The sequence below is a fragment of the Rothia kristinae genome (genome assembly GCF_016028855.1).
Classification (GTDB): Bacteria; Actinomycetota; Actinomycetes; order Actinomycetales; family Micrococcaceae; genus Rothia; species Rothia kristinae.
Genome location: NZ_CP065738.1, coordinates 1163653 through 1189860, shown reverse-complemented (window position 1 = coordinate 1189860; position 26208 = coordinate 1163653). Strand labels below are relative to the sequence as shown.

The window sequence follows — 26208 nt, the reverse complement described above, 5'->3', positions numbered from 1 at the left end:
GGGACCGCCGCACCCGTCGAAAGGACCCGCCATGCTGCGCAGCACGGACCGCATCCGCACCACCCACGTCGGCTCCCTCCCCCGCAACGAGGAGCTGCACCGCGCCAACGCCGAGCGCCGCGCCGGCTCCCTGAGCGAGGAGGACTTCGCCCCGATCCTCACCCGGGCGGTGGATGAGGTGGTGGCCCGGCAGCGGGAGGTCGGCATCGACACCGTCAACGACGGCGAGTACGGCCACGCCAGCAACGGCGCGGTGGACTACGGCTCCTGGTGGCACTACTCCTTCGCCCGCACCGCGGGGCTGTCCGTGGATGTGCAGGACCCCGAGCAGGTCCCGCAGCGCTCCGAACCCGGGAACCTGCGGTACACGACCTTCGAGGACCGCCGGGACTGGACCCGCTTCCGGGACTTCTACGCCACCGAGATCGACACCGGCAACGACCCGGACACCCAGTTCCCGGTGGCCGTGGACGAGCTGCGCTACATCGGCCAGGACGCGGTGGCCGCCGACATCGCCAACCTCCAGTCCGCAGCCCAGCGCCACGGGGCCGACGAGGCGTACATCGCGGCGCTGTCCCCCGGCTCCGCGGCGCGGGTGGGCAACGTCTTCTACTCCACGGACGAGGGCCACATCCGCGCGTGGGCCGAGGTGCTGCACGAGGAGTACAAGGCCATCACCGACGCCGGGCTGATCGTGCAGATCGACGACCCCGGGCTGGCCGAGGGGTGGGACCAGATCAACCCGGAGCCCTCCGTGCAGGACTACCTGACGTTCCAGCAGATCCGGGTGGACGCGCTGAACAGCGCCCTGGAGGGCATCCCCGCCGAGCAGGTCCGCTTCCACCTGTGCTGGGGCTCCTGGCACGGCCCGCACACCACGGACCTGGAGTTCAAGGACATCGTCGGGCTGATGCTGGAGATCCAGGCCGGGGCGTACACCTTCGAGGCCGCCAACGCCCGCCACGCCCACGAGTGGACGGTGTGGGAGGACGTGGAGCTGCCGACGGGCAAGCTGATCATCCCGGGCTGCGTCTCCCACTCCACCAACGTGGTGGAGCACCCGGAGCTGGTGGCGCAGCGGATCGAGCGCTTCGCCGGACTCGTCGGGAAGGAGAACGTCATCGCCTCCACCGACTGCGGGCTGGGTGGGCGGATCCACCCGGACATCGCCTGGGCCAAGCTGGCCGCCCTGACCGAGGGCGCCCGGATCGCCTCGCAGCGCCTGTACTGAGCGCCGCGGCGCCGCACCGACGTCGAGCCGTCATCCGCGTGAGCTCTGAGGGCCGCAGAGCCCACGCGGATGACGGCTCGGCCTCATCGTGCCCGTTCGCGCCCGCGCTGTCCGGACAAGTCAGACATGAGACGGGTCGAATGCTCCGGGGGATGACGCCCCGCTACACTGGGCGCACGCAGTGCGGCGCGGAAATCCCGCGCCGCAATCCCTCCCCTCAACGAAGAGGACCATCGTCATGGCATCTGAGACAGACTCGCCGCGCGAGGAGCTGCTGGCTCCCGTCGGCGGCACGATCATCGGCATCGCGGACGTCCCCGACCCCGTCTTCTCCGGGAAGATGGTCGGCGACGGCTTCGGCGTGTCCGAACCGTCCACGGGTGATGTGCTCGCCCCGGTCAGCGGCACGGTGACCATGGCCGCGGACACCGGGCACGCCCTGGGCTTCAAGACCGACTCCGGCTTGGAGGTGCTCGTGCACCTCGGGGTGGACACCGTGGAGCTGGAGGGCCGGCCCTTCGCCATGGAGGTCTCCAAAGGCGATGCCGTCCAGGCCGGTCAGCGGATCGGCCGCATGGACGTGGAGGCCATCACCGAGGCCGGCAAGGACCCGACGGCGATCGTCGTCATGCCCAACACCGCCAAGAAGGTCGAGTCCGTGCAGGTGCGCGCAGGCCACACCGAGGCTGGTCAGCCCGCCGCCGACGTCGCGCTGAAGGAGCCGGGGACCGAGACGGGCGCGGTGCCCGCCGGTGACCCCGAGCCGGGGCACGCCCGCCAGCCGCAGGTTGAGAACACCGCGGCGCCGGCCGACGCGACCGAGGCCGAATCCGAGGAGCGCCCCGGGGATCTGACCGGCTACGACGCGCTGGCCTGGGACATCCTCGACAACATCGGCGGCAAGGCCAACGTCCGCTCCGTGACCCACTGCATCACCCGCGTCCGGTTCTACCTGAAGGACCAGGGCAAGGCCGACGACGAGGTGGTCGCGGACCTGGACGGCGTGATCGACGTCGTGCGGGCCGGCGGGCAGTACCAGGTGGTCATCGGCCCGGCCGTGGAGGACGTCTACGACGCCGTCGTCAAGCAGCTGGGCACGGACAAGGCCGCCGCCAGCGAGCAGGACGCCGCGGAGGAGGCCGAGCGCCCGGACACCGCGTGGGGCTGGGTCAAGTACGGCTTCAGCTCCCTGATCGGGGTGATCACCGGGTCCATGATCCCGGTGATCGGGCTGCTGGCGGCGGCCGGCATCCTCAAGGGGATCCTCTCCCTGCTCACCCAGTTCGATGTGGTGGATGAGTCCTCCCAGACCTTCACCATCATCTCCGCGATGGGAGACGCGGTCTTCTACTTCCTGCCGATCTTCGTGGGCTTCACCGCCGCGCGACGGCTGGGCTCGGACCCGATCATCGTCTCCATCGTCGGCGGGGTGCTGGCGTATCCGACCCTGGTGGAGATGGCCGCGGGTGAAGGGCAGCGCTCGCTGCTGGGGATGTCGCTGAACGCCGAGTTCTTCGGCCTGCCCTTCCACATGGCCTCCTACAGCTACTCGATCTTCCCGATGATCGTGGCCGCCTGGTTCGCCTCGATCGTGGAACCGTGGCTGAAGAAGATCATCCCCACCGTGCTGCGCATGATCTTCGTGCCGCTGTTCGAGGTGGTGATCGTGTCCCTGGCCGTCATGGTGGTCCTTGGCCCCGCCGTCATGTTCGTCTCGGAGGGCATCGCCAGCGCCCTGATGTGGGTCTACGACATGTCCCCGACCATCTCCGGTCTGATCATCGGCGGGTTCTACCAGTGCTTGGTGATCTTCGGCCTGCACTGGGCGGTCATCCCGATCGTCACGGACCAGGTGTCGGGACCGGATGGCCAGTCCCCGATCAACGCGATCATCTCCGCGACCATGGTGGCTCAGGGCGGTGCCGTGCTGGCGGTGTTCGTCAAGTCCAAGCTGCCCAAGATCAAGGAGCTGGCCGGCCCGGCCGCGATCTCCGCGTTCTGCGGCATCACGGAGCCGGCCATGTACGGCGTGAACCTGAAGTACACCCGGGTGTTCGTCATGGCCTCGATCGGCGGTGCAGCGGGTGGTCTGCTGACCGGCATGTTCGGGGTGACCATGTACGCCTTCACCGGCTCCCTGGTCGGCTTCCCGTCCTTCATCACCCCCGGGGTCGGAGCGGACGGCAACTTGGTGGGCTACCTCATCGCGTCGGCGACGGCTCTGGTCGTCGCGTTCATCCTGACCTACTTCTTCGGGTTCCGGGATGCGGACGCGGACAAGGCGCGCGAGGTCAAGAAGGTCCGCCTGGGACGGCGGGACCCCGTCCAGAAGTGACCGACCGGGTCCCGTGCCCGGACCGATAGCCGACCCGGCAGCCGGGCCCGGTGCGCGGACCCGTTCCCGACGGCGGCACGCCGGTGCTTAGCATGCTCCCTGAGCCACTTTCCCTCCCGAAGGAGTCCCATGGAGCTGCTGCTGATCACCGGCGTGCTGCTGTTCGTCATCATCGCGGCCGCGGACGTGCTGGGCCCGCGGCTGGGGCTGGCGGCCCCGCTGCTGCTGGTGCTGGTCGGCGTCGGGCTGAGCCTGATCCCGGCGACCCACGGGGTGGAGGTGGACCCGGAGATCATCCTGCAGGGCATCCTGCCGCTGCTGCTGTACGCCGCGGCGGTGTCCATGCCCACCATGAGCTTCCGCCGGGACTTCGGGGCGATCTCCGGGCTGTCCGTGGTCCTGGTGATCATCACCTCCCTGCTGCTGGGGCTGCTGTTCCAGTGGCTGATCCCGGACCTCGGGTTCGCGTGGGGCGTGGCCCTGGGCGCGATCGTGAGCCCCACCGACGCCGTGGCGACCTCGATCATCAAGGGCGGCCCGGTGCCCCGCCGCGTCGTCGTGCTGCTGGAGGGCGAGGGTCTGCTCAACGACGCCACGGCCCTGGTGATGCTGCGCACCGCGATCGTCGCCAGCGCCGCCGGGTTCTCCTTCTGGGGTGTGGTCGGCTCCCTCGCGTACTCGGTGACTCTGGCCGCGGTGGTTGGCTCCGTGGTGGGGGTGGCCAACCTTGCGGTGCGACGCCGGGTGGAGGATCCCACGGTCAACACGATCCTGTCCTTCACGGTGCCGTTCCTCGCCTCGATCCCCACGGAGGCGGCGGGTGCCTCCGGGCTGGTGGCCGCCGTCGTCGCCGGCCTGGTCACGGGGGTGCGCGCCCCGCGCCAGCTCAGCCCGCGCCACCGGCTCTCGGACCGGCAGAACTGGGAGAGCATCAACCTCATCGGGGAGGGTGCGGTGTTCCTGGCCATGGGCTTCCAGCTGGGCCCGATCCTCGAGGAGGTCTCCGAGGAGTCCGTGGGTCTGGGGGTGCTGGTGGGGATCGCCGCGGCCGCCCTGGCCGCTACCCTGCTGATCCGCGCGGCCTTCGTGGCGCCGCTGCTGTGGCAGCTGCGGCGCAAGGCCCTGCGTCGGGAGGCCATGCGCCCGCGGGCCGAGGCGATTCAGGGGCGGCTGGCGGATCCGCAGGCTCGGGAGGAGGCGGTGCGCCGCTTCCGAGAGCAGCAGGCCCAGGGAGGGGTGGCCCGCGCGCGGGCTCGGCACCACCGGAAGCGGTGGCTGGGCACCCGGCGCGGGGCCCCGGATCTGGAGCGGTTCTCCGCCCGGCTGCGCCGGTTCATCGCGGACACGGACTACCTGACCAAGCGCCCCCTGAGTGCGGCCGACGGCGGGATCGTCGTGTGGGCGGGGATGCGCGGGGCCGTGACGGTCGCGGCCGCCCAGACCCTGCCGGAGGATACCCCGATGCGCTCGGTGCTGATCTTCATCGCCTTCGCCGTGGCCGCCCTGTCCCTGGCGGTCCAGGGCGGCACCATCAAACCGCTGGCGGATCGTCTGTCCCGTCGCGGGGCGGACCCGGAGTCCGCGCAGGAGGACCGGGAGGAGCAGCGGCAGGAGCACCGGGCGGTGATGGCCCTGCTGCACGAGGCCGCCCGTGCCCCGGAGGGCGAGGCCGAGCCTTCCTCCCCGGCGGAGGCCAAGCGGGTGCGGCTGGCCTCGATCCGTCGGCAGCGCGCTGCCCTGCTGGACGCCCGCGACGAGGGCACCTATGACGCCGATGTGCTCGATGGTGCCCTGCAGGTCCTGGACGCGGATGAGATCTCGCTCCAGCTGCGCGGGGGCGCGGCCTTCTGACGGCCCCACCCCGATGACGGTGCGGCGAGCGCCGGGGGACGGTCACGGGATCGGCGGCGTGCCCGGCTTCGGCGGCGGAGGCGGGACCCCGGCCCGGGCGTTCTCAGCCGGGGCTCAGACCCGGCCGGTAGGATCGGGGGGCCGCCCCCGTCGCCCGTTCAGGGCGCGATCCCCTCAGGAGGTTGACCCGCATGGCCCGCGTTCCCAGCAGCCGGTGGAGCGAGCTCGCCCGCGCCCTGCCGGAGGGGCCGCTGACCTACCATCCGCCGCGCGAGCACCACGGGCACTGGTCCGTCACGGATGCCGCCGGTCGGGAGGTGCTGTGCCCGCACACCCCGCCGACCCCGGAGGTGGTGGCCCTGCTGACCCGGGGCCTGGAGCTGATCCGCGAGGAGGCGGGAAGCACCCCGGAGCCTGCGGCACCCACTCCCCTGGATCTGGCCGGGAGCGGGCGCCCCGCGCTGGCGGCAGCGGAATCCGGGGAGCGAGCCGGGAACCCGGTGTGGAAGCTGCGCCCGCTGCGCAAGGTCACCAAGTTCCTGCGCCGTCAGGGCATAGCCTTCGGTGAGATCGTGGCGATCGTCGCGGACCCGGAGGGCACCGAGCCTGGCCGGGATGGTGCCACGATCTATGTGGCGCGCGGCCTGCGCGTGGTGGTGGGCTCGGACGGGGAGACGGTGCTGGCCGTGTACTCGGTGGGTGAGCCGGAGCGCGCGGAGCCGCCGGTGAACACGGGCCCGCCGATGCCGCGGGTGCCCGGGACCAAGGCGGACCGGCGGGTTCCGGTGCCCACGGATCGCACGGATTTCGTGGCGCTGCTGCGCTCCCGGGGCTTCGACGTCGTGGACGGCGGCAAGCACCAGCGGATCACGCACGAGGACCACCCGGGACTGGCGGTGACCCTCCCCTCCACGCCCTCGGATCACCGGTGGGCGCAGAACACGATCGCGGAGGTCAGGGCCGTGTTCGGCATCGACCTGCGCCAGCCGGCGCCCGGCCGCTAGAGACCGCTCACCGCTGCAGCAGCAGGGCCTCCCCCTGCCCGCCCCCGCCGCACAGGGAGACGGCGGCCTTCCCGGCACCGCGCCGAGCCAGCTCCAGCGCCGCCGTGAGCACCAGGCGCGCCCCCGAGGCGCCGATGGGGTGGCCCAGGGCGATCGCCCCGCCGTGGATGTTCACCCGCTCCAGCTCCACCCCGAGGTCCCGCGCGGACTGCAGGGCGACGGAGGCGAAGGCCTCGTTGACCTCCCAGAAATCCAGGTCCGCCGCGTCCCATCCGGCGCGGGCCAGGGCGGCCGCCGTCGCCTGGGAGGGCTGGGAGTGCAGGGAGGCGTCCGGCCCCGCGGTCTGCCCCGCCGCCCCCACCATGCACAGCCACTCCAGCCCGTGCTCCTCGGCCCAGGCCCGAGAGGCCAGCACGACGGCGCCCGCCCCGTCGGACAGCGGCGAGGCGTTGCCCGCGGTGATCGTGCCGCCCTCCGCGAAAGCCGGGCGCAGCCGCCCCAGGGTCTGCGGGGTGGAATCCGGGCGGATGCCCTCATCCTCGGTCACCGTCACCGGCTCCCCGCGCCGCTGCGGCACCGGGATCGGCGCGATCTCCTCACCGAGGATCCCGTCCGCCTGCGCCCGCCCGGCCCGCTGGTGGGAGGCCGCGGCCACCTCGTCCTGCTCCTCACGCCCGATGCCGCGCTGGGCGTTGCCCTCCTCGGTGGACTCGCCCATGGGTCGCCCGTCCTCGGCGTCGGTGAGCCCGTCCCGGGCGACGGCGTCCTGCAGGCGCAGGTCCCCGTAGGTCTTCCCGGCGCGCACCCCGGCGGCCAGGTGCGGGGCGCCGGTCATGGACTCCTGCCCGCCGGCCACCATCACGTCGGCCTCGCCCAGTCGGATCGGCCGGGCGGCGTCGACGACGGCGGCCAGCCCGGACAGGCACACCTTGTTCAGGGTCATGGCGGGCACGGAGCGGGAGATGCCCGCGGCCATCGCGGCCTGCTTGGCGGGATTCTGCCCGGCCCCGGCCTGGATCACCTGCCCCATGAGCACCTGGTCCACCTGTGTAGGCTCGACGCCGGCCCGCTCCAGGGCGGCGCGGATCGCGTGCGCGCCTAGCCGCACCGCGCTCAGCGGGGCCAGCTGCCCCATGATCCGGCCCTGCGGGGTGCGGGCGCCGTGGAGGATGACGACGTCGGTCGGTGCGCTCACGGAGGGGACTCCTTCGTCTCGATGCTGCGGGGCGGTGGGTCGGGGGCGCGCACGGCGCATCCGGTCCGGACTCCACTCCCCTGGAATTGCTCTGCGTCACACCCTACCGTCGGTACGCTCGGACAGTGAGGGGCGCGCACCGCCCGAGACCCGCCGACGACAAGGACTCCTCATGACCCGCATCCTGCTCGCCGTGGACAAGTTCAAGGGCACCGCGACCGCCGCCGAGGTAGCCGGGGCGCTGGCCCGCGGGCTGGCCGAGCATCCCGAGGTGCAGACCGTCCAGGTGCCGGTGGCCGACGGCGGGGACGGCACCCTCCAGGTGTGCGAGGCCCTGGGCTGGCGCCTGCGCAGCGCGCGGGTCACCGGTCCGGACGGTGCCGCACTGCGGGCCCGTTTCGCGTGGGACGAGCCGCGGCGTCGGGCCGTGATCGAGGTGGCCGAGGCCTGCGGGATGCGGCTGCTGACCCGCGATGGCGAGCTGCCGGAGGACGCGGATGCGGAGGCCGCGACGAGCCGGGGCGTGGGGCAGCTGGTGCTGGCGGCCCTGGATGCCGGGGCCGAGGAGGTGGTGCTGGGTCTGGGCGGCAGCGCCACCACGGACGCCGGGTTCGGGATGGCCCAGGCCCTGGGGGTCCGCTTCCTGGATGGGACCGGAGAACCGGTGGCGGATCCGCGGCGCCTGGCCGAGGTGGCCCGGGCGGATCTGAGCGGGCTGGATGCGCGGGTGCGGTCGGTGCGGTTCGTCGCGGCCTCGGACGTCACGAATCCGCTGCTGGGACCCGACGGCGCGGCGGCCGTGTTCGGCCCGCAGAAGGGACTGGCCTCGGAGCGGATCGAGCCGCGGGACGCGGCCCTGGGGCGCGTCGCGGCCGCCGTGGAGGAAGCCGCGGGGACGGCCGACGTCGCGGACCGGCCCGGAGCCGGGGCCGCCGGGGGTCTGGGCTTCATGACCCTGGCGCTGCTGGGCGCCCGCTACGCCTCCGGGATGCAGACGTTCCTGGACCTGGCCGGCGTCGACGACCTGCTGGAGGGCACCGACCTGGTGGTCACCGGGGAGGGGAAGCTGGATGAGCAGACCCTGCGCGGCAAAGCTCCGGCGGGGGTGGCCGAGCGCGCCGCGGAGCGCGGCATCCCGGTGGTCGCGGTGTGCGGGCAGAACACCTTGCCCCCGAGCACCCGGCACCCGTTCCAGCGGATCCTCGCGATGACCGACGTCGAGCCGGACGTGCGGTCCTGCCTGCGGAATCCCCTGCCGGTGCTGGAGCGCCTGGCCCGCGAGCGTCTGCTGGCCTGATCCGCCGCGCAGACGGCGCGATCCCCGGGCGGCGCGGTGAGCGTGCCCGGGGATCGCGAGGCGGCGGTGTGCGGCCCTGAGGGGCTCGGTCGCCTACTTGGCGTGCTCCTCGACCTCGTCCAGCACCCCGTTGGCCGCGGTGATGCCGGCGTTGAGGTAGAACTCGTCGTCATCGACCTGGAAGGCGTGGTCGCTCTTCACCGCTTCCAGACCGGACCACAGCGTCTCCTTCGTCAGGTCCGAGGCGTCCCCTCCCTGCACCCCGTAGAAGAGGTAGTCTCCGTCGGCCTGGTCCAGCTGCTCGGCGCTGATGTCCTGGCTGGTCTTGTCGAAGCGCTGGGTCTCCGGGCGGCTCAGGCCGGCGTCCTCGGCGATGGAGCCGACGAAGCTGGACACGCCCCAGATGCGGATGCGGTCCGGCTGGTAGCGCAGGAAGGAGATGGTCTTGTCCGAGCCCACCTGCTCGCCGACCTTCTTGGCCCGCTCGGCGTACTCCGCCAGCTTCTGCTCCCCCTCCTGCTGCTTGCCCAGGGCGGAGGCCACCAGCAGGTAGTCCTGCTTCCAGTTCACCCCGGTGCCCTCGGTGACGACGGTGGGCGCGATCCCGGACAGGGACTCGTATGCGGAGTCATCCTTGAGGGTGTTGTTCACCAGGATGAGGTCCGGCTTGAGGTTGGCGATCTTCTCGATGTTCGGGGAGGTGCGCGAGCCCACGGATTCGATCTTCCCCAGCGCTTCGGCATCATCGGCGTAGGCCTCGGTCAGGTACTCGGGCACGGCATCGGCGTTCTTGGCGGAGGTGGTGCCCACGGGCACGACGCCGAGGTCCAGCACGTCATCCATCTGGCCGGTGGAGATGACCACCACCTTCTTCGGCGCGGCGTCGATGGTCACGTCACCGCGGAAGCCCTTGACGGTGCGCGGGAACTCGCCGTCCTTCGCGGTGCTGCCCATCCCGCTGGGCAGGGCGCTGGGGGCGGGGGCGACCGAGGCGGAGGCGCTCGAGGACTCGGAGGCCGAGGAGTCGGCGGAGGATCCGTCGCCGGAGCAGCCGGCCAGTGCCAGGGCGCCGGCGGCCAGGAGGGCCAGGGGTGCGAGCAGGGGGCGTTTCTGAGACGTCATGCCCCTGAGGTTACCCTTAGTCACGATGAAGTCACCCCATCTCACCTCGGCGGACGCTGCGATCCGCGCCACGAGAGGGACACCGGACCCCTCCTCCGGGCGCCGTCGGGGCGGGTCCGGGCGCCTGCTCCTGGTGGTCCTGGCGTCGGCGGCGGCCCTGTTCGCGCTGTTCGTCCTGAGCCTCGCCGTCGGCTCCCGCACCATCCCCTTCTCCCACACGCTCGCCGCCCTCCTCCACCCGGATGGCGGCGCGGAAGCGCTGGTGATCTGGCACCTGCGGATGCCCCGGGCCCTGGCCGCCGTCGTGGTCGGGGTGGGGCTGAGCGCGGCGGGGCTGGTGATGCAGGCCCTGACGCGCAACCCCCTGGCCGAACCGGGGATCCTGGGGGTCAACGCCGGGGCATCGGTGGCCGTGGTCCTCGGGGTCGTGCTGGCCGGCGCGCACGACGCCGCGGGGTACGCCTGGTGGGCGCTGGCCGGTGCCGCCGCGGCCGCCGCGGTGGTGTTCCTGCTGGGCCGCGGCGGGACCGGCCCGGCCTCTTCATCCGGGACCGCCACCGGGGGCTCCTCGCGCCTGCGCATCGTCCTGGCCGGCACGGCCCTGGGCGCCTCGCTCGGCTCCGTCACCGGCATCATCACGATGGTCGATTCCGCGGCCTTCGACGCCCACCGCTTCTGGGTGGTCGGGTCTCTGGCCGGACGGGATATGGCGACGGTCGAGGCCACCGCACCCTTCGTCCTGGTGGGAGCGGTGATGACGCTGATCCTGTGCGGTCCGCTGAACGTGCTGCTGCTCGGCGAGGACTCCGCCGCCGCGCTCGGGGTTCGGGTGGGTCCGGTGCGCGTGCTGGCTCTGGCAGCCATCACCCTGCTGGCCGGGGGCTCCACCGCCCTGGCCGGTCCGGTGGCCTTCGTCGGACTGGTCGTCCCGCATGTGCTGCGCCTCCTCCTGGGACCGGATCTGCGTCGCCTGATGCCTCTGGCCCTGGTGGCCGGTCCCTGCCTGGTGCTCGCCTCGGACATCGTCGGGCGGGTCGTGGCCGCGCCCGCAGAGATCGCCGTCGGGGTGGTCACCGCGTTCCTGGGGGCGCCGACCCTCCTGTGGCTCGTCGTGAGGGGACGCTCATGAGCCGCGGCATGTGGCAGCGTGCGGCCACCGCGGTCGCCGTGATCGGCATCCTGCTCACGGCCGCCGCCACGCTGGTGTTCGGCACCTACGACATCACCCTCGATCGGGTCTGGCAGACCCTGACCGGCGGCGGCTCCCCCATGGACCGCCAGATCATCCTGGAGCAGCGCCTGCCCCGCCTGTTGGCCGCCCTCATGGTCGGCGCCGGATTGGGGGCCGCGGGAGCGGTGTTCCAGACCCTCTCCAGGAATCCCCTGGGCAGCCCGGACATCCTGGGGTTCACCACCGGTTCGGCGACGGGCGCCCTCATCGTGTCCCTGGTGCTCCCGGGGATGCGCTCCGGGGAGGCAGGCGCCGAGGCCGGCGGTCTCGGCATCGGCGTCGGCGCCGTGCTCGGCGGATTCCTCACCGCCGCCGTCGTCCTGCTGCTGGCCCGCCGCGAAGCCTCCGTGGGCTCCCGGCTGATCCTGGCCGGCATCGCCATCGCCGCTCTGCTGTCCTCCGTCAACGACTACCTGCTGACCAGCGCGGATCTGGAGGAGGCGGAGAGCGCCAAGACCTGGCTGTACGGCTCCCTGAACGCGCTGCGCTGGCCGGACCTGACCGGGCCGGGACCGGCGATCCTGCTCCTGCTATTCGCGCTGCTGCTGGGACGGCGGCAGCTGCGGATGCTGGAGCTCGGGGAGGACATGGCCGGGGGTCTGGGCGTCCCGGTGCGCCGCACCTCCCGGGTGCTGATGATGCTGGCCGTGGGGATCACCGCGGCGGCCATCGCCGTGGCCGGTCCCATCGGCTTCCTGGCGCTGGCGGCGCCGCAGCTGGCGCACCGCTGGTGGCGCACCGCCGGCCTGACGGTGGGCACCTCCGCCCTGCTCGGCGCGGGGATCCTCGCGGTGGCGGACTTCCTCGCCGCCCGGCTGCTCTCCCCCTTCGAGATCCCCGTGGGGCTGGTGACCGGGGCCCTGGGCGGGGTGTACCTGCTCTGGCTGCTGCACCGCGAACGCGAGCGCCTCTGAGCCCCACGGGGCGGCAGGTCAGCCGGCTGCTACAGCCAGTCCTTCTTCTTGAACACGCCCCACAGCACGGTGCACACGGCCACCATGAGCCCGAGCGCCCCGTAGTAGCCCCAGCTCAGGTCCAGCTCCGGCATGTGCTGGAAGTTCATCCCGTAGATCCCGGCGATGATGGTCGGGGCGATGAGGATCGCGGCCCACGCGGACATCTTCTTCATCGCGTCGTTCTGGTCCTGCGCCACCAGGGTGGCCTCCACGGTCAGGGCGTTCTGCAGGGCGGCGCGCAGCCCGTCCAGGTGGTCGGTGGCGCGGATCGCGTGGTCCTTCACGTCCCGGAAACGGGGAAGGAGGGTCTCGGGGGTGCCGTACTTCTGCGCCCCGCGCATCAGCAGCTCCATCATGTAGTTCAGCGGTCGGGTGGCCCGCTGGAACTTGACCACCTCGTTGAACAGCTCGTAGATGCGCTGCGAGGACTTCTCGTCACCGGAGAACAGGTTCTCCTCGATCTCGTCGAGGTCCTCGTCCAGCTCCACCAGGATCGGCTCGTATTCGTCCACGACGGCGTCGAGCAGCTGGTAGAGGAAGCACTGCGGATTCGCGGCCTCCTCCCCGGAGCGGCGCAGGGCGCGGCGCACCTGGTGCACGGCCCGGTGCCGGTCCCGCTTGCCGCGGGTGATGGCCAGGAAGTGGTCCGAGCCCACGAACAGGTGGGTCTCGCTGACCTCCAGCTTCTCCGCCCGGTCCCGGTAGGCCACCGGGTGCAGCACGAGGAACAGGGTCTCCCCGTAGCGCTCCAGCTTGGGCCGCTGGTGGCCCTCCATCGTGTCCTCCACCGCGAGTTCGTGGAGGTTGAGCACGCGGGCGGCCTCGTAGATCTCCTGTTCGTCCGGGTGGTCCAGGACCATCGTCAGGCACCCGCCGTCCTGCTCACCCCAGACGCGGAAGGCCTCGTCGGAGTCCTCGACCTCCCGGACCCGGCCCTCCCGCCCGACGACGGCGGCGTACGCGAGCGTCATCGGCCGCCTCAGTCCTCGATCAGGTCGCGCACGACGATGGTGTTCTCCCGGTCCGGGCCCACCCCGATCGCGGAGATGCGGCAGCCGGACAGCTCCTCCAGGGCCTCCACGTAGCGCCGGGCGTTGGCGGGCAGATCCTCCAGGGTCTTGGCCCCGGAGATGTCCTCGGTCCAGCCGTCGAAGTGCTCGTAGATGGGGGTGGCGTGGTGGAAGTCGGTCTGGGTCATCGGCATCTCGTCGTGGCGCACGCCGTCCACGTCGTAGGCCACGCACACGGGGATCTGCTCAATGCCGGTGAGCACGTCCAGCTTGGTCAGGAACAGGTCCGTGAACCCGTTGATGCGGGCGGCCTGCCGGGCCAGCACGGCGTCGTACCAGCCGCAGCGGCGGGGGCGCCCGGTGTTCACGCCGTACTCCCCGCCGGTCTTCTGCAGGTAGGTGCCCCACTGGTCGAACAGCTCGGTGGGGAAGGGTCCGGCGCCCACGCGGGTGGTGTAGGCCTTCTGGATGCCGATGACCCGGTCGATGCGGGTGGGCCCCACTCCGGAGCCCACGCAGGCGCCGCCGGCGGTGGGGTTGGAGGAGGTCACGAAGGGGTAGGTGCCGTGGTCCACGTCCAGGAAGGTGGCCTGCCCGCCCTCCATCAGCAGGGTCCTGCCCTCGTCCAGGGCCTGGTTGAGCAGGAGGGTGGAGTCCACGATCATCGGCTTGAGCCGCTCGGCGTAGGAGAGGAAGTGCTGCACGATCTCCTCGGCCTCCACGTGGCGGCGGTTGTAGACCTTCACCAGCAGCTGGTTCTTCTGCCGCAGGGAGCCCTCCACCTTCTGGCGCAGGATGGACTCGTCCATGATGTCCTGCACGCGGATGCCCAGCCGACCCACCTTGTCCATGTAGGCCGGGCCGATGCCGCGCCCGGTGGTGCCGATGGCGCGCTTGCCGAGGAAGCGCTCGGTGACCTTGTCCATGGTCTGGTGGAAGGGGGCGACCAGGTGGGCGTTGGCGGAGATCCGCAGCCGGGAGGTGTCCGCACCGCGGGCTTCCAGCCCGTCGATCTCCGCGAACAGGGCCTCCGGGTTGACCACGACGCCGTTGCCGATCACAGGGGTGGCGTTGGGGCTGAGGATCCCGGCCGGCAGCAGCTTCAGCTCGAACTTCTCGCCGCCGACCACCACGGTGTGTCCGGCGTTGTTGCCGCCGTTGGGCTTGACGACGTAGTCCACGCGCCCGCCGAGCAGGTCCGTGGCCTTGCCTTTGCCTTCGTCGCCCCACTGGGCGCCCACGATGATGATTGCTGGCATGTCGAGAGAAGCTCTTCCTGGTCGGGGTGAGGCGCCCGGGCCTGCGCGGGCGCCGTCGTCGGGACGACGGCGAGCGGGCGCCGCCTCCCAGGATACCCGGTGCGCCCAGCGTGGGCGCCGGTTAGCCTGGTGTGCATGAGCTTCCTCGATGCCGCGCCGCGGGCCGCCGAGTCCATCCACCTCGTCTCCTGGGCCGGGTGGCCCAACTTCGGGGACGAGCTGATCGCCGCCCGGTGGCTGCGCTTCCTGGCCGAACACCGCCCGGAGGCGGAGGTGTGGCTGGACGTGCGCCACCCCGGCACGGTCTCCTCCCTGCTGCGCGGCCTGCACCCGCGGCTGCACGTCACGGACACCCTGTTCCGCGCCCTGGACGTCGCCGAGCACACCGCGGACCGCACCGTCGCGGACCTGGTGACGCACCTGGGCTCCCCGCACTTCGACTCCGGCCTGCTGGACCTGCGCGAAGCCGGCACCCTGCATCTGCTGGGCGGCGGCTACGTCAACGGGTACTGGCCCCGCAACGACGGGCTCGTGGAGGGGATGCGCGCCGCCGCCGAGATCTCCGGAGCGAAGCTGGTGGCCACCGGCCAGGGCATGATGCCGCTCGGAGCGGAGCTGTTCGAGGGCTTCGACCACGTGGGGGTGCGCGACCGGCCCAGCGCCCGCGCCCTGGGCATCGAGCGGGGCTACGACGACGCCTACCTTCTCGAGAATCCCCCGGCCCCCGCGCTGGACGGGGCTGAGCCGCGGGAGCTGTGGGTGTGCGTGCAGAGCGACGCCCTGGATCCCGACGCCTTCGAGCGGCTCATCGCCTGGACCCGCGAGCAGATCCGGGCCCTGGGCTTCCCCCGGGAGCGGGTGCGCTACGTCGAGGCCATCCCCGGGGACGACTACGCCGGCTACGAGCGGCTGAAGGATCTCATCGCCGAGGACGGCTTCCTGCCGTTCACCGCCTTCTGGCGGGACGGCTTCGACTTCGGTCCGCACCAGGTGTGGCTGAGCACCCGCTTCCACCACCACCTGGTGGGGGCCCTGCACGGGGCGCGCGGGATCGCCCTGAACGGGCACGGCGGCTACTACGACGTCAAGCACGAGTCCCTCCGGGACCTGGGCACCCGCTGGCTGCTCAGCGACGGCGACCCATCCCGCCTGCACCGCCTGGAGGAGCTGCGCCGCCCGGCGGACTTCTCCGCGATCTGCGCGGCCAAGGTCCAGGAGGCCCGCTCGATCTACCGCTGAGCCTGCGCGCACCCGAACGCCCGAACGCCCGCGGCAGCGGCCCGGAGCCGGCGGCGGCTTCAGCCCTCTCGAGCCTTCCGGGAATGCGACGAGACCGGCCCGCCCGCCCGAACCCCCTGATCGGGGGCCGGACGGACGGGCCGGTCTCGCGCGGTGCGGGCCTCAGCGGTTGCCCAGCACCTCGTGGTCGTAGCGGTAGAGGAAGGCCGCCATCTGACCGCGCTCCACGGAGGCGGAGGGACGGAACGTGCCGTCGTTCCAGCCCTTGGCGATCTTCTGGTCATTCATCCACGCCACCTGCCGGTAGAACACGTAGTTGGTGCTCACGTCCTTGAACGGGGACTTGGCCGGCGGGGTGTAGGCCGGGGATCCGGCCATCCGGTACATGAACGCCGCCATCTGACCCCGCTCCACCGAGGCGGAGGGACGGAACGTGCCGTCGGGCCACCCCGTGGTGATGCCCTGCGAGGCCAGCCAGCTGATCTCCTTGTAGAAGACGTAGTTGGTGCTCACGTCCTTGAACGGGGACTTGCTCGGCGGGGTGTAGGCCGGGGACCCGGCCATCCGGTACAGGAAGGCCGCCATCTGTCCGCGCTCCACCGGGGCGGAGGGACGGTAGGTGCCGTCCGGCCATCCGGTGGTGATCTTCTTGGTCGCCAGCCATGCGATCTCGTTGTAGAAGGGGTAGGAGGTCGGCACATCCTTGAAGCGCGGGTTCTCCACGACCTCGGTCTTCCCGCTCTTCACGGTCAGCACCTGGGCGCGTCCGCCATCCTCGCCCTGCTTGATCCCGGAGAGATCCCCGGTGCCGTTGTGCAGGTGCAGGAACAGGGCCTGGGCGTCCTCCGCGGAGCCGCGGGTGACGCTCAGGGTGCCCGGCTCATCGCTGAGCAGCACGGAGTTGATCCTCTTCGAGGAGTCGAAGGCGACCTTCGGCTGGTTGGGCTTGAAGGTGATCGCGTCCGTGGAGTCGATCGCGTCGCTCTGAGCGTAGGAGAAGGTGGACACGGCGTAGCTGATCGACAGATCCTTCTGCGCCGGGTCCAGACCCATCTTCGTCAGGTCCACCGGCAGCACGATGGCGTTGGTGTCCATGGTGTTGGTGTCCGTGTCACCCCAGGAGCCGTTCAGCGGCTGCTGATCCGTGTACACGATGTTGCCCGCGCCGTCGCGCTGCAGGCTGTTGCCGACCACGCGGACCAGCCCGACCAGCGGGTAGTCCAGGCCGGTGGCCCGGGTGGTCACGACCACCCAGTCCGGGCGACCGTTGCCGTCGGTGTCCAGCAGCACCTGGAATTCGCTGCTCGGCATCACCGAGACGAGGTTGCCCCAGGTGGAGATGCCGATGGCGAGCTTGCCGTCCTTCACCGCCGTGCCCACGTACTGCAGGTCCAGGGCCTGAGTGGACGGGGCCGGCAGGGAGGTGGACTGCAGCCGCGGGGAGCTCGCGCCGAGCTCGAAGGCGCCCAGGGCGGAGCGGTAGCCGCCCTGGTTCAGGGCCGTCCCGGCCAGGCTGACCTGGGTCTGGGCGGTCTTGGCGTCCTTGAACTCGATGGCGTTGGCGTCCACCTTCATGTCCGAGACCGGCTTCGGGGCGATCTGCAGCGGCAGCCGCAGGTCCTGGCCGTTCTCGGAGAGCACCAGCCGGCCGGAGAGGCTGCCGATGTACTGGCGGGCCTTGCCCAGCTGGATCTTGGCCTGGGCCGGGTCCTGGGTCTTGACCAGGGCCTTCGGGTCCACGGTGGCCGTCACGGTGATGGTGGCCTTCCCGCCGGAGCCCACCGAGACGGTGGGATCGTAGGAGAAGGAGACCCCGGGCATCTGCGTGGTCCCGGCGAAGGAGACCACGTAGGTGTGGGCCCGGTTGCCGATGTTGTCCACGGTGATCTTCCGGGTGAACCTCTGCACGCCGCCGTTGGTCTTGGCCTCGGTGACGCCGAAGCTCTGGCTGACGATGTCCGGGCGATCCGCGTTGTAGACGATGACGTCTTGGTTCACGGCCCGCACCGCATCCACCCGGCCGGACCCGACCCGCTCCACGGACTCCGTGGCGCCGTTGGCGTTCTTGACGTCGTGGGTCGCGGTGTTCATGATCGCGGCCTTGACGTTCTGCGGGGTGTAGTTCCGGTGCTTCTGCCAGACCAGAGCCGCCACCCCGGAGGTGTGCGGGGTGGCCATGGAGGTTCCGGTCATCACCTCGATGCCGTTGCCCGAGCCCACGCCCGCGGAGGCGATCGAGGTGCCGGGGGCGGCGACGTCGGGCTTGGTGTACCCGGCCGAGCCGTGCTCGCCGCGGGAGGTGGAGGCGTTGGAGTAGTCCTGGGAACCGCTGTCCACCCGGCCGGCGCCGATCATGCCCGGGCCGACCTTGATGCGCAGGGTCCCGGCCTTCGCCGCGGCGTCCACCTTGTCCGCGGAGGCCTTGTCCAGGCGGATGCCCGGGATCCCGGAGTTGCCGGCGATCCCGGCGTCCTCGACCGTGACGTCGCTGGTCAGCACCACGCCCTTGGCCCCGGCGTTCTGGGCGTTGTCGAAGCGGACCTTGGAGCCGCAGGGGTACTGCCCCGTGGCGTCATCGGCCCAGTCCAGGTACACCCACTTGCCGGCGAAGTCCTGCCCGGTGAAGGGCTGGCAGCCGTACTTGTTGGCCTCGGGCACGGTGGTCACGGTGCCCTCCAGCTGCTCCGGCTTGGCGGCCGTGTAGTCGAAGGACTGGCTGTAGGAGCCGGTCACATCGCCCTTCACATCCTCCGGGGCCAGGACCTCGGCCTGGTCCACGGCCACGGTGGAGCCGATGGAGTTGGCCACGGTCAGGGCGGAGGTGGCGCTGCCCGGGCTGCCGGCGACGTCGTAGGAGTCCCCGGCGTTGCCCGCGGCGATCACGGAGAGGACCCCGGCCCGGTTCAGGGCGTTGACGATGTCGTTCTCCGGGTCATCGGCGATGCCGAAGTCCGAGCCGATGGAGATGCTCGCGATCTGCGCGGCATCCGAGTAGTCCCCGTCCCCGTTGGGATCCAGGGTGCGGTCCAGGGCGGCGCCGACCAGATTGGTGGAGCCCTCGCAGCCGAAGACCCGCAGCGAGGTCAGCTTGGCCTCGGGGGCGGTGCCCGGTCCGATCTTCATGGCCTTGACCTCATCCGCGGTGAGCTTGGAGTAATCCCCCGTGAAGGTCTTGCCGTCCTTCGTCACCCCGTAGCCGCCGGCGGTGCCCGCGACGTGGGTGCCGTGCCCGGCGGCCTTGCAGTCCAGCGGATTGGCATCCGGCTGCGGGACGGAGGTGGCCAGGCGGGCGTCGTAGGCGTCACCGGCCAGGTCGTAGCCGGAGATGACCTTGTTCGGGTCGATCAGCCCGGAATCCTTCGTGGGGAAGGTCTTCAGGTCCTTGGCCTTGGCGTAGGCCTCCTGGGTGCCCGGTCCGCCGAAGTCCGCGTGGGTGTAGTCCAGGCCGGTGTCGATGACGGCGATGGTCACGTCCTTGCCGGTGACGCCGGGGTTCTCCCAGGCGCTCGCGGCGCCGGTGTCCACATCCGCTCCGGCGTTGACCCGCTCCTTCGGGATGATCTTGGAGATGCGCTGGACGTCGTCGCGCTCGGCGAGCTTCTTGATCTGGTCCGCATCCCCCTGCATGGCCACCCCGCGCAGGGCGTTGTGGGTGGTGTAGAGGACCTGGGAGCCGGAATCCCCGGCCATCTGCTGGCCGGTGGCCTGGACCTGGCCGGCGATGGCCTGGACCTGGCTGGCGCGGTTCTGCAGCTCTCCGCCGACGCGACCGCCGGCCTGGGTGGCCTCGAAGGCGCTGACGCCCTTGAGCTGGACGTACACGGCGATGTTCCCGTGGGCCTCGGCGACGTCGTCGGCGAGGACCGGGGAGGAGGAGCCTGCGGACAGCGAGGTGTCATCCGGGGCGCTGCCCTGGATGGTCTCGGCGAAGGCTGGCAGGCCCGAGGACAGGGCCAGCGTGAGCCCGAGTGCCGCCGCCGCGCAGGCTTTCGCGCTGCGGCGGGACCCGGAGAGGAATCGTGGAGACATCGACGTTCCTTCGGTGCGAGGGATGGGGAGACCCCGCCCTGACGAGCGGAGATTTCTCTAACATGTCCTACGGATCACGTGAGGTCAAGCACTTCCCGTGAAGTTCCTGTAAATCTTCCTATGTGTCTCCCGGTCGCCGCCGGATCTGGGGCAGGATGGACGCTCCCCCGGCGACGCCGTCGACCAGAACATCCACCAGAACCGACCCGTGAGGATCTCCGTGACCCAGCAGCCGCAGCACCAGCCCTACGCCCAGCAGCCCGTCCCCGAGGCGCCGAACGTGCGCGTCCTGGCGGTGCTCTCCCACCTCTCCTCGCTGCTGGGCCTGGTGATCTCGGTGGGCACACTGAGCTTCCTGGGGCCGCTGATCTTCTGGTTCGTCTACCGGGACCGACCGGAGTACGCCTTCGTGCGGGCCTGCTCCGCAGGGGCGTTCAACTTCAACCTGATGCTGTGGCTGGTGAACATCGCCGCGGGCATCCTGGCCCTGGTGACCCTGGGCATCGGCCTGATCGCGGCCGTGCCGATCTGGGGCGTCACCTCCCTGGCCGCGATCATCTTCCACATCATCGGGGCCGTGCAGGCCCACCGCGGCGAGGTCTTCCGCTACCCCCTGCAGATCCGCGTGCTGCGCTGAGGCAGGAACGGGGCGCGGGCCGCGATGGGCCCGCGCCCCGCACCTTCGGCTGAGTTCGCGCCTCAGTCCGCGGCGGCCAGATCCGGGTAGGCCTCGGCCACCCCGGCGCAGGTGATCCGCCCGTCCCGGGCGTTCAGCCCCGCGGCCAGCCCGGCGTCCTGCACCAGGGCCTCCTCCACACCCTCGGCCAGGCGCAGCGCGTACGGCAGGCTGGCGTTGTTCAGGGAGGCCGTGGCCGTGCGCGGCACCGCGCCCGGCATGTTGGCCACGCAGTAGTGTCGGATGCCCTCCACCTCGAAGATCGGGTCCTGGTAGGTGGTGGGGTGGGAGGTCTCGAAGCAGCCGCCCTGGTCGATCGCGACGTCGATCAGCAGCGTCCCCGGCTTCATGATGCCCAGGTGCTCCCGGCGCACCAGCTTCGGGGCGGCCGCGCCCGGCACCAGCACGGAGCCGATGACGACGTCGGCCTCGCGCAGCTCCCGCTCGATGGTCGCCGGGTTCGAGGCGAGCACCCGCGCGGTGGCGCCGAACAGCTCGGTCAGCTGCCGCACCCGGGGCAGGTAGGCGTCCAGGATGGTCACCTCCGCCCGCAGCCCCACGGCCAGCTGCGCCGCCTGGGTGCCCACGACACCGCCGCCGAGCACCAGGACCCGCGCCGGACGCACTCCGGGGGTTCCGCCGAGCAGGATGCCGGGCCCGCCCTCGGTGCTCAGGGTGTGCTGGGCGGCGGCCTGGGCCGCCAGGCGCCCGGCGATTTCGGACATCGGCGCCAGCAGCGGCAGGGCCCGGCCCTCGCGCACGGTCTCGTAGGCGATCGCTGTGGTCCCCGCGCTCAGCAGGGCCTCGGTCAGCGGCCGATCCGCGGCCAGGTGCAGATAGGTGAACAGGGTCAGGTCCTCACGCAGGAACCCGAATTCGGAGGCAATGGGCTCCTTGACCTTGACCAGCAGCTCGGCCTCGCCCCAGGCCTCCTCCTGGGTGGTCAGCCGCGCCCCGGCCCGCTCGTACTGCTCGTCGGTGAAACCGGAGCCCTCTCCCGCGCCTCGCTGGATGAGGACCTCGTGTCCGCGGTCGGCCAGGGCGTGCACGCTGTCCGGCGTGAGCCCGACCCTCCGCTCGCTGGGCTTGATCTCGGTGGGAACACCGATGCGCATGGGAGCATCCTCCGGTTGGTCGTGGGTCTCGGATGGGGATGGCCCACCACGTCGTGGTCCGCACCACCATCATGACACGAGGTGCCGATCACACCGAACAGGAGCGCGCTCCGTGTCGGGCATCCGGAGCCGCCCACCCGGTCCCCGGCCTCAGCCGGCGAGGTGCTCCCTCGCGGTCGGGTCGGCGTCGTGCAGGAAGGCCTCGATGCGGTGGGCCTCATCCTCCTCGCCGATGGCGGCGGCGGCCTGCCCCAGCAGGTGCAGGCAGGTCAGGAAGCCGCGGTTGGGCTCGTGGGAGTACGGTACCGGCCCGTGGCCCTTCCAGCCGTGGGCCCGCAGGGCATCGAGACCGCGGTGGTAGCCCACCCGGGCGTAGGCGTAGCCCTCCACGAGGTACCCCTGCTCCAGGGCGTCGCCGGCGATGACGGACCAGGCGAGGGAGGACTTCGGGAAGGCCTTCACCAGGTCCTCGCCTTCGTCGCCGGCCTCGATGCGGACCCGCACCTGCGGCTCCTCCTCCAGCAGGGTGGGCTCGGGGGCGTCCAGCAGATTCTTTCCGGCCAGGGACATGGCGGCTCCTCACGTGCTCGCTTGCGGGGTTGACGGCCAGCCTATCCCGCCCGACGCGACGACGCCGCCCCCGGGTCCCTTCCGCGGGGGAAGGGCCGGGGGCGGCGTGGACTGCGCGGGATCCGCTTACTTCATGCGGGTGCCGGCGGAGCCGAGGTTCTGGCAGGCCTCGACCACGCGGTCGGCCATGCCCTCCTCGGCCTTGGCGCCCCACACGCGCGGGTCGTACATCTTCTTGTTGCCGACCTCGCCGTCGATCTTCAGCACGCCGTCGTAGTTGGCCAGCATGTGCCCGGCCACCGGACGGGTGAACGCGTACTGGGTGTCGGTGTCCACGTTCATCTTGATGACGCCGTAGGAGACGGCGTCGGCGATCTCCTGGGCGGTGGAGCCGGAGCCGCCGTGGAAGACGAGGTCGAAGGGCTTGTCCTTGCCCAGCTTCTGCCCGACCTCGGACTGGATCTGCTGCAGCAGCTCGGGGCGCAGCTTCACGTTGCCCGGCTTGTACACGCCGTGGACGTTGCCGAAGGTCAGGGCGGTCATGTAGCGGCCCTTCTCCCCGTTCTGGCCCAGCGCGTCGATGGTCTTCAGGGCGTCCTCGGTGGTGGTGTAGAGGGAGTCGTTGATCTCCCCGACCACGCCGTCCTCCTCGCCGCCGACGGCGCCGATCTCCACCTCGAGCACGATGTGGGCCTTGCCGGTGCGCTCGATCAGCTCGGAGCCGATCTTGAGGTTCTCATCCAGCGCGATCGCGGAGCCGTCCCACATGTGGGAGTTGAAGATCGGGTCCTCGCCGCGGGCCACGGCCTCCTCGGACTTCTTCAGCAGGGGCAGCACGAAGCCGTCCAGCTTGTCCTTGGGGCAGTGATCGGTGTGCAGGGCGATGTTGACGTCGTACTGCTGGGCGACCTCGCGGGCGAAGGCGGCGAAGGCCAGGGAGCCGACGACCATGTCCTTCTTGGAGGCGCCGGACCAGTAGGCCGCACCGCCGGTGGAGACCTGGATGATGCCGTCGGACTCCGCCTCGGCGAAGCCGCGGATCGCGGCGTTGAGGGTCTGGGAGGAGGTCACGTTGATCGCCGGGTAGGCGAAGCCCTTCTCCTTGGCGCGGTCGAGCATCTGCGAGTAGACGTCTGGGGTGGCAATGGGCATGGCAGGCTCCTTCTTCGACGACGTGCGCGCCAGCCGGTCTGGCGGTGCGCCTTCCGAGCGGTCCGGTGCTCGTCCCCCGTCAGCGGTGGGTGCGCCGTCGCTCGCTCGGTCCTCAGTCTACCAACGGATTGCGTGTGATCCAGAGGGTTTGGCCCGGTGTTTCGGAACCGAACCCACAGAAACCCACATCCGCGGCGTCGCCCCCCCCGGACACGGGGGCGCCCGCCCCGGCCCGTGATGGGCCGGAGCGGGCACCCCTTCCGGGTTCCCGGATCAGTAGGGCAGCGAGTACAGCTGCTGATCCGCGGCCCGGGGATCGCGGTCATCGTCCCCCAGGAGCAGGAACATCCGGTGCTGCTCCCCAGCAGAGTCCCGATAGGACAGGGTGTACCGGCCGGAGGGCAGCTGCGGGAGCACCCCACCCTCCAGGACCGCCGCGGTGGGTCCATCCTGCTTCCAGGTGGTCCCGGCATCCACGGTCACCGCATTGCCGGTCACGGAGTCCCGATAGGTGATGTCCACCTGCGGGTTCTGCTCGACCACCTCGGCCGCGGTCCGCGGATCCACGGCCCCCACCGTCAGGGACTCGAGCCCGATCTGGCGGACGGGCACCCCGAGGACCCGGGTCTGGTGCGCGTTCTCCTCCGTCATGACCGGCTCCAGGTCCGCGCCGTTGGAGTAGACGGTGCCCATCTCCAGCTGCGGGGCGGAGCTGGGCTTACCGTCGGGGTCCAGGTAGATGGGCCCGCCCGCGGCGCCCTCGGCGAACTCAGGGGTCACCGGGCCGCGGATCTGCACCATCTGATGGCCCAGGTCCTGGGCGATCAGGGGGTGCTCGGAGAGGTCCAGGACCCCGTCCTTCACGGGGAAGACCTGGGTCTGGCCGCAGGTGCCGTCCCCGATCTTCACGTCGTACTGCCCATCCGGGGCGTTCACGAGGGTCGAGTCCCCGGCCCCGGCGGGCACCTTCACCTCGAACTTCGGGGAGGAGACGCCGTTCTGCTCGAACGCGCCGAACTGACCGGCCGGGTGCGGCAGCGTGAAGGCCGCCGGGGCCGTGCCGTGGCCCTCCAGCCACTGACCCTCGTTGGGCTCAGCCCCCCGGGGAGCCGGCGTCGGTGGGCGCCTGGCACAGCCCCGTGCCGCCGGCGGGGGCGGCCTGGGCCGGGACCGCGGAGGCCCCGAGGACGCCGATGCCGAGCATCGCGGCCGCCGCCGCGGAGGCGATGGTTCGTCGAGCGGACTTCTGGGTGTCACCGGTATCCATGGATCTCAGCTCCTTATGTTAGGGATTCGCTTTGATTCGCCCCATGGATCGAGGTTGCGATTTCACGCTATCGACCCCGCCGGGGTCGACAAGAGCTCGCCTCGAAATCCCCGGTATTTTTTCGCTGCACCTCGGAAACAGACTCCTGACCTGCGGATATAGCGACGCTCAGCGAATCCATATGCTGAGATGCGCGCTTTCTTCCGGCGCGTTCGGAGAATGTTCGCCTTTTCGTGACCATCGCGCGCAGAGGTCACGGATCCATCACTTTTCCTTGCGCGATCACGCATCGCGGCGCGCCGTCACGGGCCATCTCAGGCGGAAGGGGCCGGACCTTCCGGATGCTGGCCGAAGGCGTGCCTGCGGATCCAAGCGTGCATGGCCACGGCCGCCGCGGCCGAGGCGTTGATGGAGCGGGTGGAGCCGAACTGCGCGATGGACAGCGTGGCCTGCGCGGCTTGCTTCATCGGCTCCGACAGGCCCGGACCCTCCTGCCCGAAGACCAGGACGCACTCGCGCGGCAGATCGAAGGTCTCCAGGGGTACGGAGTCCGGGAAGTTGTCGATGCCGATCACCGGTAGCCCGGCCTCCTCGGCCCAGGCCCGGAACTCCTCCACCGTGGCGTGGTGGCGCACGTGCTGGTACCGGTCGGTGACCATGGCCCCGCGCCGGTTCCACCGGCGTCGCCCCACGATGTGCACCTCACGGGCCAGGAAGGCGTTGGCGGTGCGCACCACGGAGCCGATGTTCAGGTCGTGCTGCCAGTTCTCGATCGCCACGTGGAAGCCGTGCCGGCGGGTGTCCAGCTCCGCGACGATCGCCTCGGTGCGCCAGTACCGGTACTGATCCGCGACGTTGCGCCGGTCCCCCTCGGTCAGCAGCTGCGGGTCCCACTGCGGGCCCTGCGGCCACGGCCCCTCCCACGGACCCACGCCGACGACGTGCCCGGGCGGGATGGTCGCGGAGTCCTCCGGGGCCGCGGGACCGGAGTCGGAGGCAGCGGTCTCGGGGGAAGCGGCGTCGGCCGATGCGGCGTCGTCGGGCGCGCTCGGATCCCGGTCGGTCACCGGGTCAGTCGTCCAGGCCGAGCTCGGACTTGGAGTAGGCGTACAGGCAGGGCACGCCCGCGGCCTCTTCGATCCGCTCCTTCGCTCCCGTGGCGCGATCCACGATCACGGCCACGGCCACCACGTTGGCTCCGGCCGCGCGCAGCGCCTCCACCGCGGTCAGCGCGGAGCCGCCGGTGGTGGAGGTGTCCTCCACGACCACGACGTCGCGGCCCTCCACCGAGGGGCCCTCCACCTGGCGCCCCATCCCGTAGGACTTCTGCGCCTTGCGCACCACGAAGGCGTCCACCGGGCGGTCCTGATCCCCGGCCGCGCGCATGATCGCGGTGCCCACCGGGTCCGCGCCCATCGTCAGCCCGCCGGCCGCGGCGAACTCGATGCCGTGGCGGTCCAGCAGGTCCAGCATGACCTGGCCCACCAGGCGGGAGGCCTCGTGGTGCAGGGTGATGCGGCGCAGGTCCACGTAGTAGTCGGCCTCCAGCCCGGAGGCCAGGGTGACCTTGCCGCGCACCACAGCGAGCTCCACGATGAGGTCGCGCAGCCGCTCACGGGCCGCGTCGATGGACGGGGTCTGGGACAGGGAGGAAGTCATGGCGCCCATT

General features: G+C 71.3%; 21 protein-coding genes. 9 read left to right on the top strand and 12 right to left on the bottom strand.

Translation table 11 applies throughout. The features are described from left to right. Positions 1-31: 31 nt before the first annotated feature. From I6G21_RS05290 to I6G21_RS05275, 4 genes are all read left to right on the top strand, one after another. Positions 32-1231, top strand: coding sequence for a cobalamin-independent methionine synthase II family protein (locus I6G21_RS05290; protein ID WP_058731011.1), 1200 nt, complete (start codon positions 32-34; stop codon positions 1229-1231). 238 nt (positions 1232-1469) lie between these two features. After that, positions 1470-3566 (top strand): glucose PTS transporter subunit IIA, encoded by a 2097-nt coding sequence (locus I6G21_RS05285; protein WP_058731010.1) that lies wholly within the window; start codon positions 1470-1472, stop codon positions 3564-3566. Positions 3567-3695: 129 nt separating this feature from the next. After that, positions 3696-5417, top strand: coding sequence for a cation:proton antiporter (locus I6G21_RS05280; protein ID WP_058731009.1), 1722 nt, complete (start codon positions 3696-3698; stop codon positions 5415-5417). A 191-nt stretch (positions 5418-5608) separates the two neighbouring features. Then, positions 5609-6421, top strand: coding sequence for a hypothetical protein (locus I6G21_RS05275; protein WP_058731008.1), 813 nt, complete (start codon positions 5609-5611; stop codon positions 6419-6421). Between the two features lie 7 nt (positions 6422-6428). Here I6G21_RS05275 and I6G21_RS05270 read toward each other — a convergent pair whose 3' ends face one another. Next, positions 6429-7616, bottom strand: a complete 1188-nt coding sequence (locus I6G21_RS05270) for an acetyl-CoA C-acetyltransferase (protein WP_058731007.1) — start codon at positions 7614-7616, stop codon at positions 6429-6431. Between the two features lie 172 nt (positions 7617-7788). On the opposite strand from I6G21_RS05270, the gene I6G21_RS05265 reads away from it, so the two are divergent. After that, the gene (locus tag I6G21_RS05265; RefSeq protein WP_174520375.1) at positions 7789-8913 is read left to right on the top strand and encodes a glycerate kinase; all 1125 of its coding nucleotides are present in this window, start codon (positions 7789-7791) and stop codon (positions 8911-8913) included. 93 nt (positions 8914-9006) lie between these two features. Here I6G21_RS05265 and I6G21_RS05260 read toward each other — a convergent pair whose 3' ends face one another. Next, positions 9007-10035, bottom strand: a complete 1029-nt coding sequence (locus tag I6G21_RS05260) for an ABC transporter substrate-binding protein (protein ID WP_058731006.1) — start codon at positions 10033-10035, stop codon at positions 9007-9009. Positions 10036-10060: 25 nt separating this feature from the next. Here I6G21_RS05260 and I6G21_RS05255 point away from each other — a divergent pair, with 25 nt between their 5' ends. Further along, on the top strand, positions 10061-11164 hold the full coding sequence (locus tag I6G21_RS05255) for a FecCD family ABC transporter permease (RefSeq protein WP_129357961.1): 1104 nt from the start codon (positions 10061-10063) through the stop codon (positions 11162-11164). Further along, positions 11161-12180: a FecCD family ABC transporter permease gene (locus tag I6G21_RS05250; RefSeq protein ID WP_129357962.1), complete on the top strand. Its 1020-nt coding sequence runs from the start codon at positions 11161-11163 to the stop codon at positions 12178-12180. The genes I6G21_RS05255 and I6G21_RS05250 overlap by 4 nt, the downstream gene beginning before the upstream one ends. Before the next feature lie 29 nt (positions 12181-12209). On the opposite strand, the gene I6G21_RS05245 is transcribed toward I6G21_RS05250, so the two are convergent. Together I6G21_RS05245 and I6G21_RS05240 are read right to left on the bottom strand one after the other, a co-directional pair. Further along, on the bottom strand, positions 12210-13193 hold the full coding sequence (locus I6G21_RS05245) for a magnesium and cobalt transport protein CorA (RefSeq protein ID WP_058731004.1): 984 nt from the start codon (positions 13191-13193) through the stop codon (positions 12210-12212). An 8-nt stretch (positions 13194-13201) separates the two neighbouring features. Beyond that, positions 13202-14491 carry an adenylosuccinate synthase gene (locus I6G21_RS05240; protein WP_058731003.1) on the bottom strand — a complete coding sequence of 430 codons (1290 nt, stop codon included), beginning with the start codon at positions 14489-14491 and terminating at the stop codon, positions 13202-13204. Between the two features lie 135 nt (positions 14492-14626). Between I6G21_RS05240 and I6G21_RS05235 the strand changes: the two genes are divergently transcribed. Next, a complete protein-coding gene (locus I6G21_RS05235) occupies positions 14627-15730 on the top strand; it encodes a polysaccharide pyruvyl transferase family protein (protein ID WP_129357963.1) in 1104 nt (367 codons plus the stop codon). A gap of 162 nt (positions 15731-15892) precedes the next feature. Here I6G21_RS05235 and I6G21_RS05230 read toward each other — a convergent pair whose 3' ends face one another. Beyond that, the gene (locus I6G21_RS05230) at positions 15893-19759 is read right to left on the bottom strand and encodes a S8 family serine peptidase (protein WP_129357964.1); all 3867 of its coding nucleotides are present in this window, start codon (positions 19757-19759) and stop codon (positions 15893-15895) included. 220 nt (positions 19760-19979) lie between these two features. Here I6G21_RS05230 and I6G21_RS05225 point away from each other — a divergent pair, with 220 nt between their 5' ends. Next, the gene (locus I6G21_RS05225; protein WP_061225582.1) at positions 19980-20396 is read left to right on the top strand and encodes a DUF4870 domain-containing protein; all 417 of its coding nucleotides are present in this window, start codon (positions 19980-19982) and stop codon (positions 20394-20396) included. Positions 20397-20458: 62 nt separating this feature from the next. Here I6G21_RS05225 and ald read toward each other — a convergent pair whose 3' ends face one another. The 7 genes from ald to pyrE form a co-directional block, all read right to left on the bottom strand. After that, a complete protein-coding gene (ald, locus tag I6G21_RS05220; protein WP_058730999.1) occupies positions 20459-21550 on the bottom strand; it encodes an alanine dehydrogenase in 1092 nt (363 codons plus the stop codon). A gap of 150 nt (positions 21551-21700) precedes the next feature. Beyond that, entirely contained in the window at positions 21701-22120 is a 420-nt protein-coding gene (locus tag I6G21_RS05215) for a DUF3151 domain-containing protein (RefSeq protein WP_058730998.1), read from the bottom strand. A gap of 126 nt (positions 22121-22246) precedes the next feature. Further along, positions 22247-23272, bottom strand: coding sequence for a class II fructose-bisphosphate aldolase (gene fbaA / locus I6G21_RS05210; RefSeq protein WP_061225581.1), 1026 nt, complete (start codon positions 23270-23272; stop codon positions 22247-22249). Between the two features lie 273 nt (positions 23273-23545). After that, entirely contained in the window at positions 23546-24238 is a 693-nt protein-coding gene (locus I6G21_RS05205; RefSeq protein ID WP_129357965.1) for a hypothetical protein, read from the bottom strand. 127 nt (positions 24239-24365) lie between these two features. Beyond that, the gene (locus tag I6G21_RS05200) at positions 24366-24539 is read right to left on the bottom strand and encodes a hypothetical protein (protein WP_165596165.1); all 174 of its coding nucleotides are present in this window, start codon (positions 24537-24539) and stop codon (positions 24366-24368) included. Between the two features lie 314 nt (positions 24540-24853). Continuing rightward, on the bottom strand, positions 24854-25495 hold the full coding sequence (locus I6G21_RS05195; protein WP_224799814.1) for a TrmH family RNA methyltransferase: 642 nt from the start codon (positions 25493-25495) through the stop codon (positions 24854-24856). Positions 25496-25610: 115 nt separating this feature from the next. Beyond that, on the bottom strand, positions 25611-26207 hold the full coding sequence (gene pyrE / locus I6G21_RS05190; protein ID WP_375542987.1) for an orotate phosphoribosyltransferase: 597 nt from the start codon (positions 26205-26207) through the stop codon (positions 25611-25613). Position 26208 lies beyond the last annotated feature (1 nt).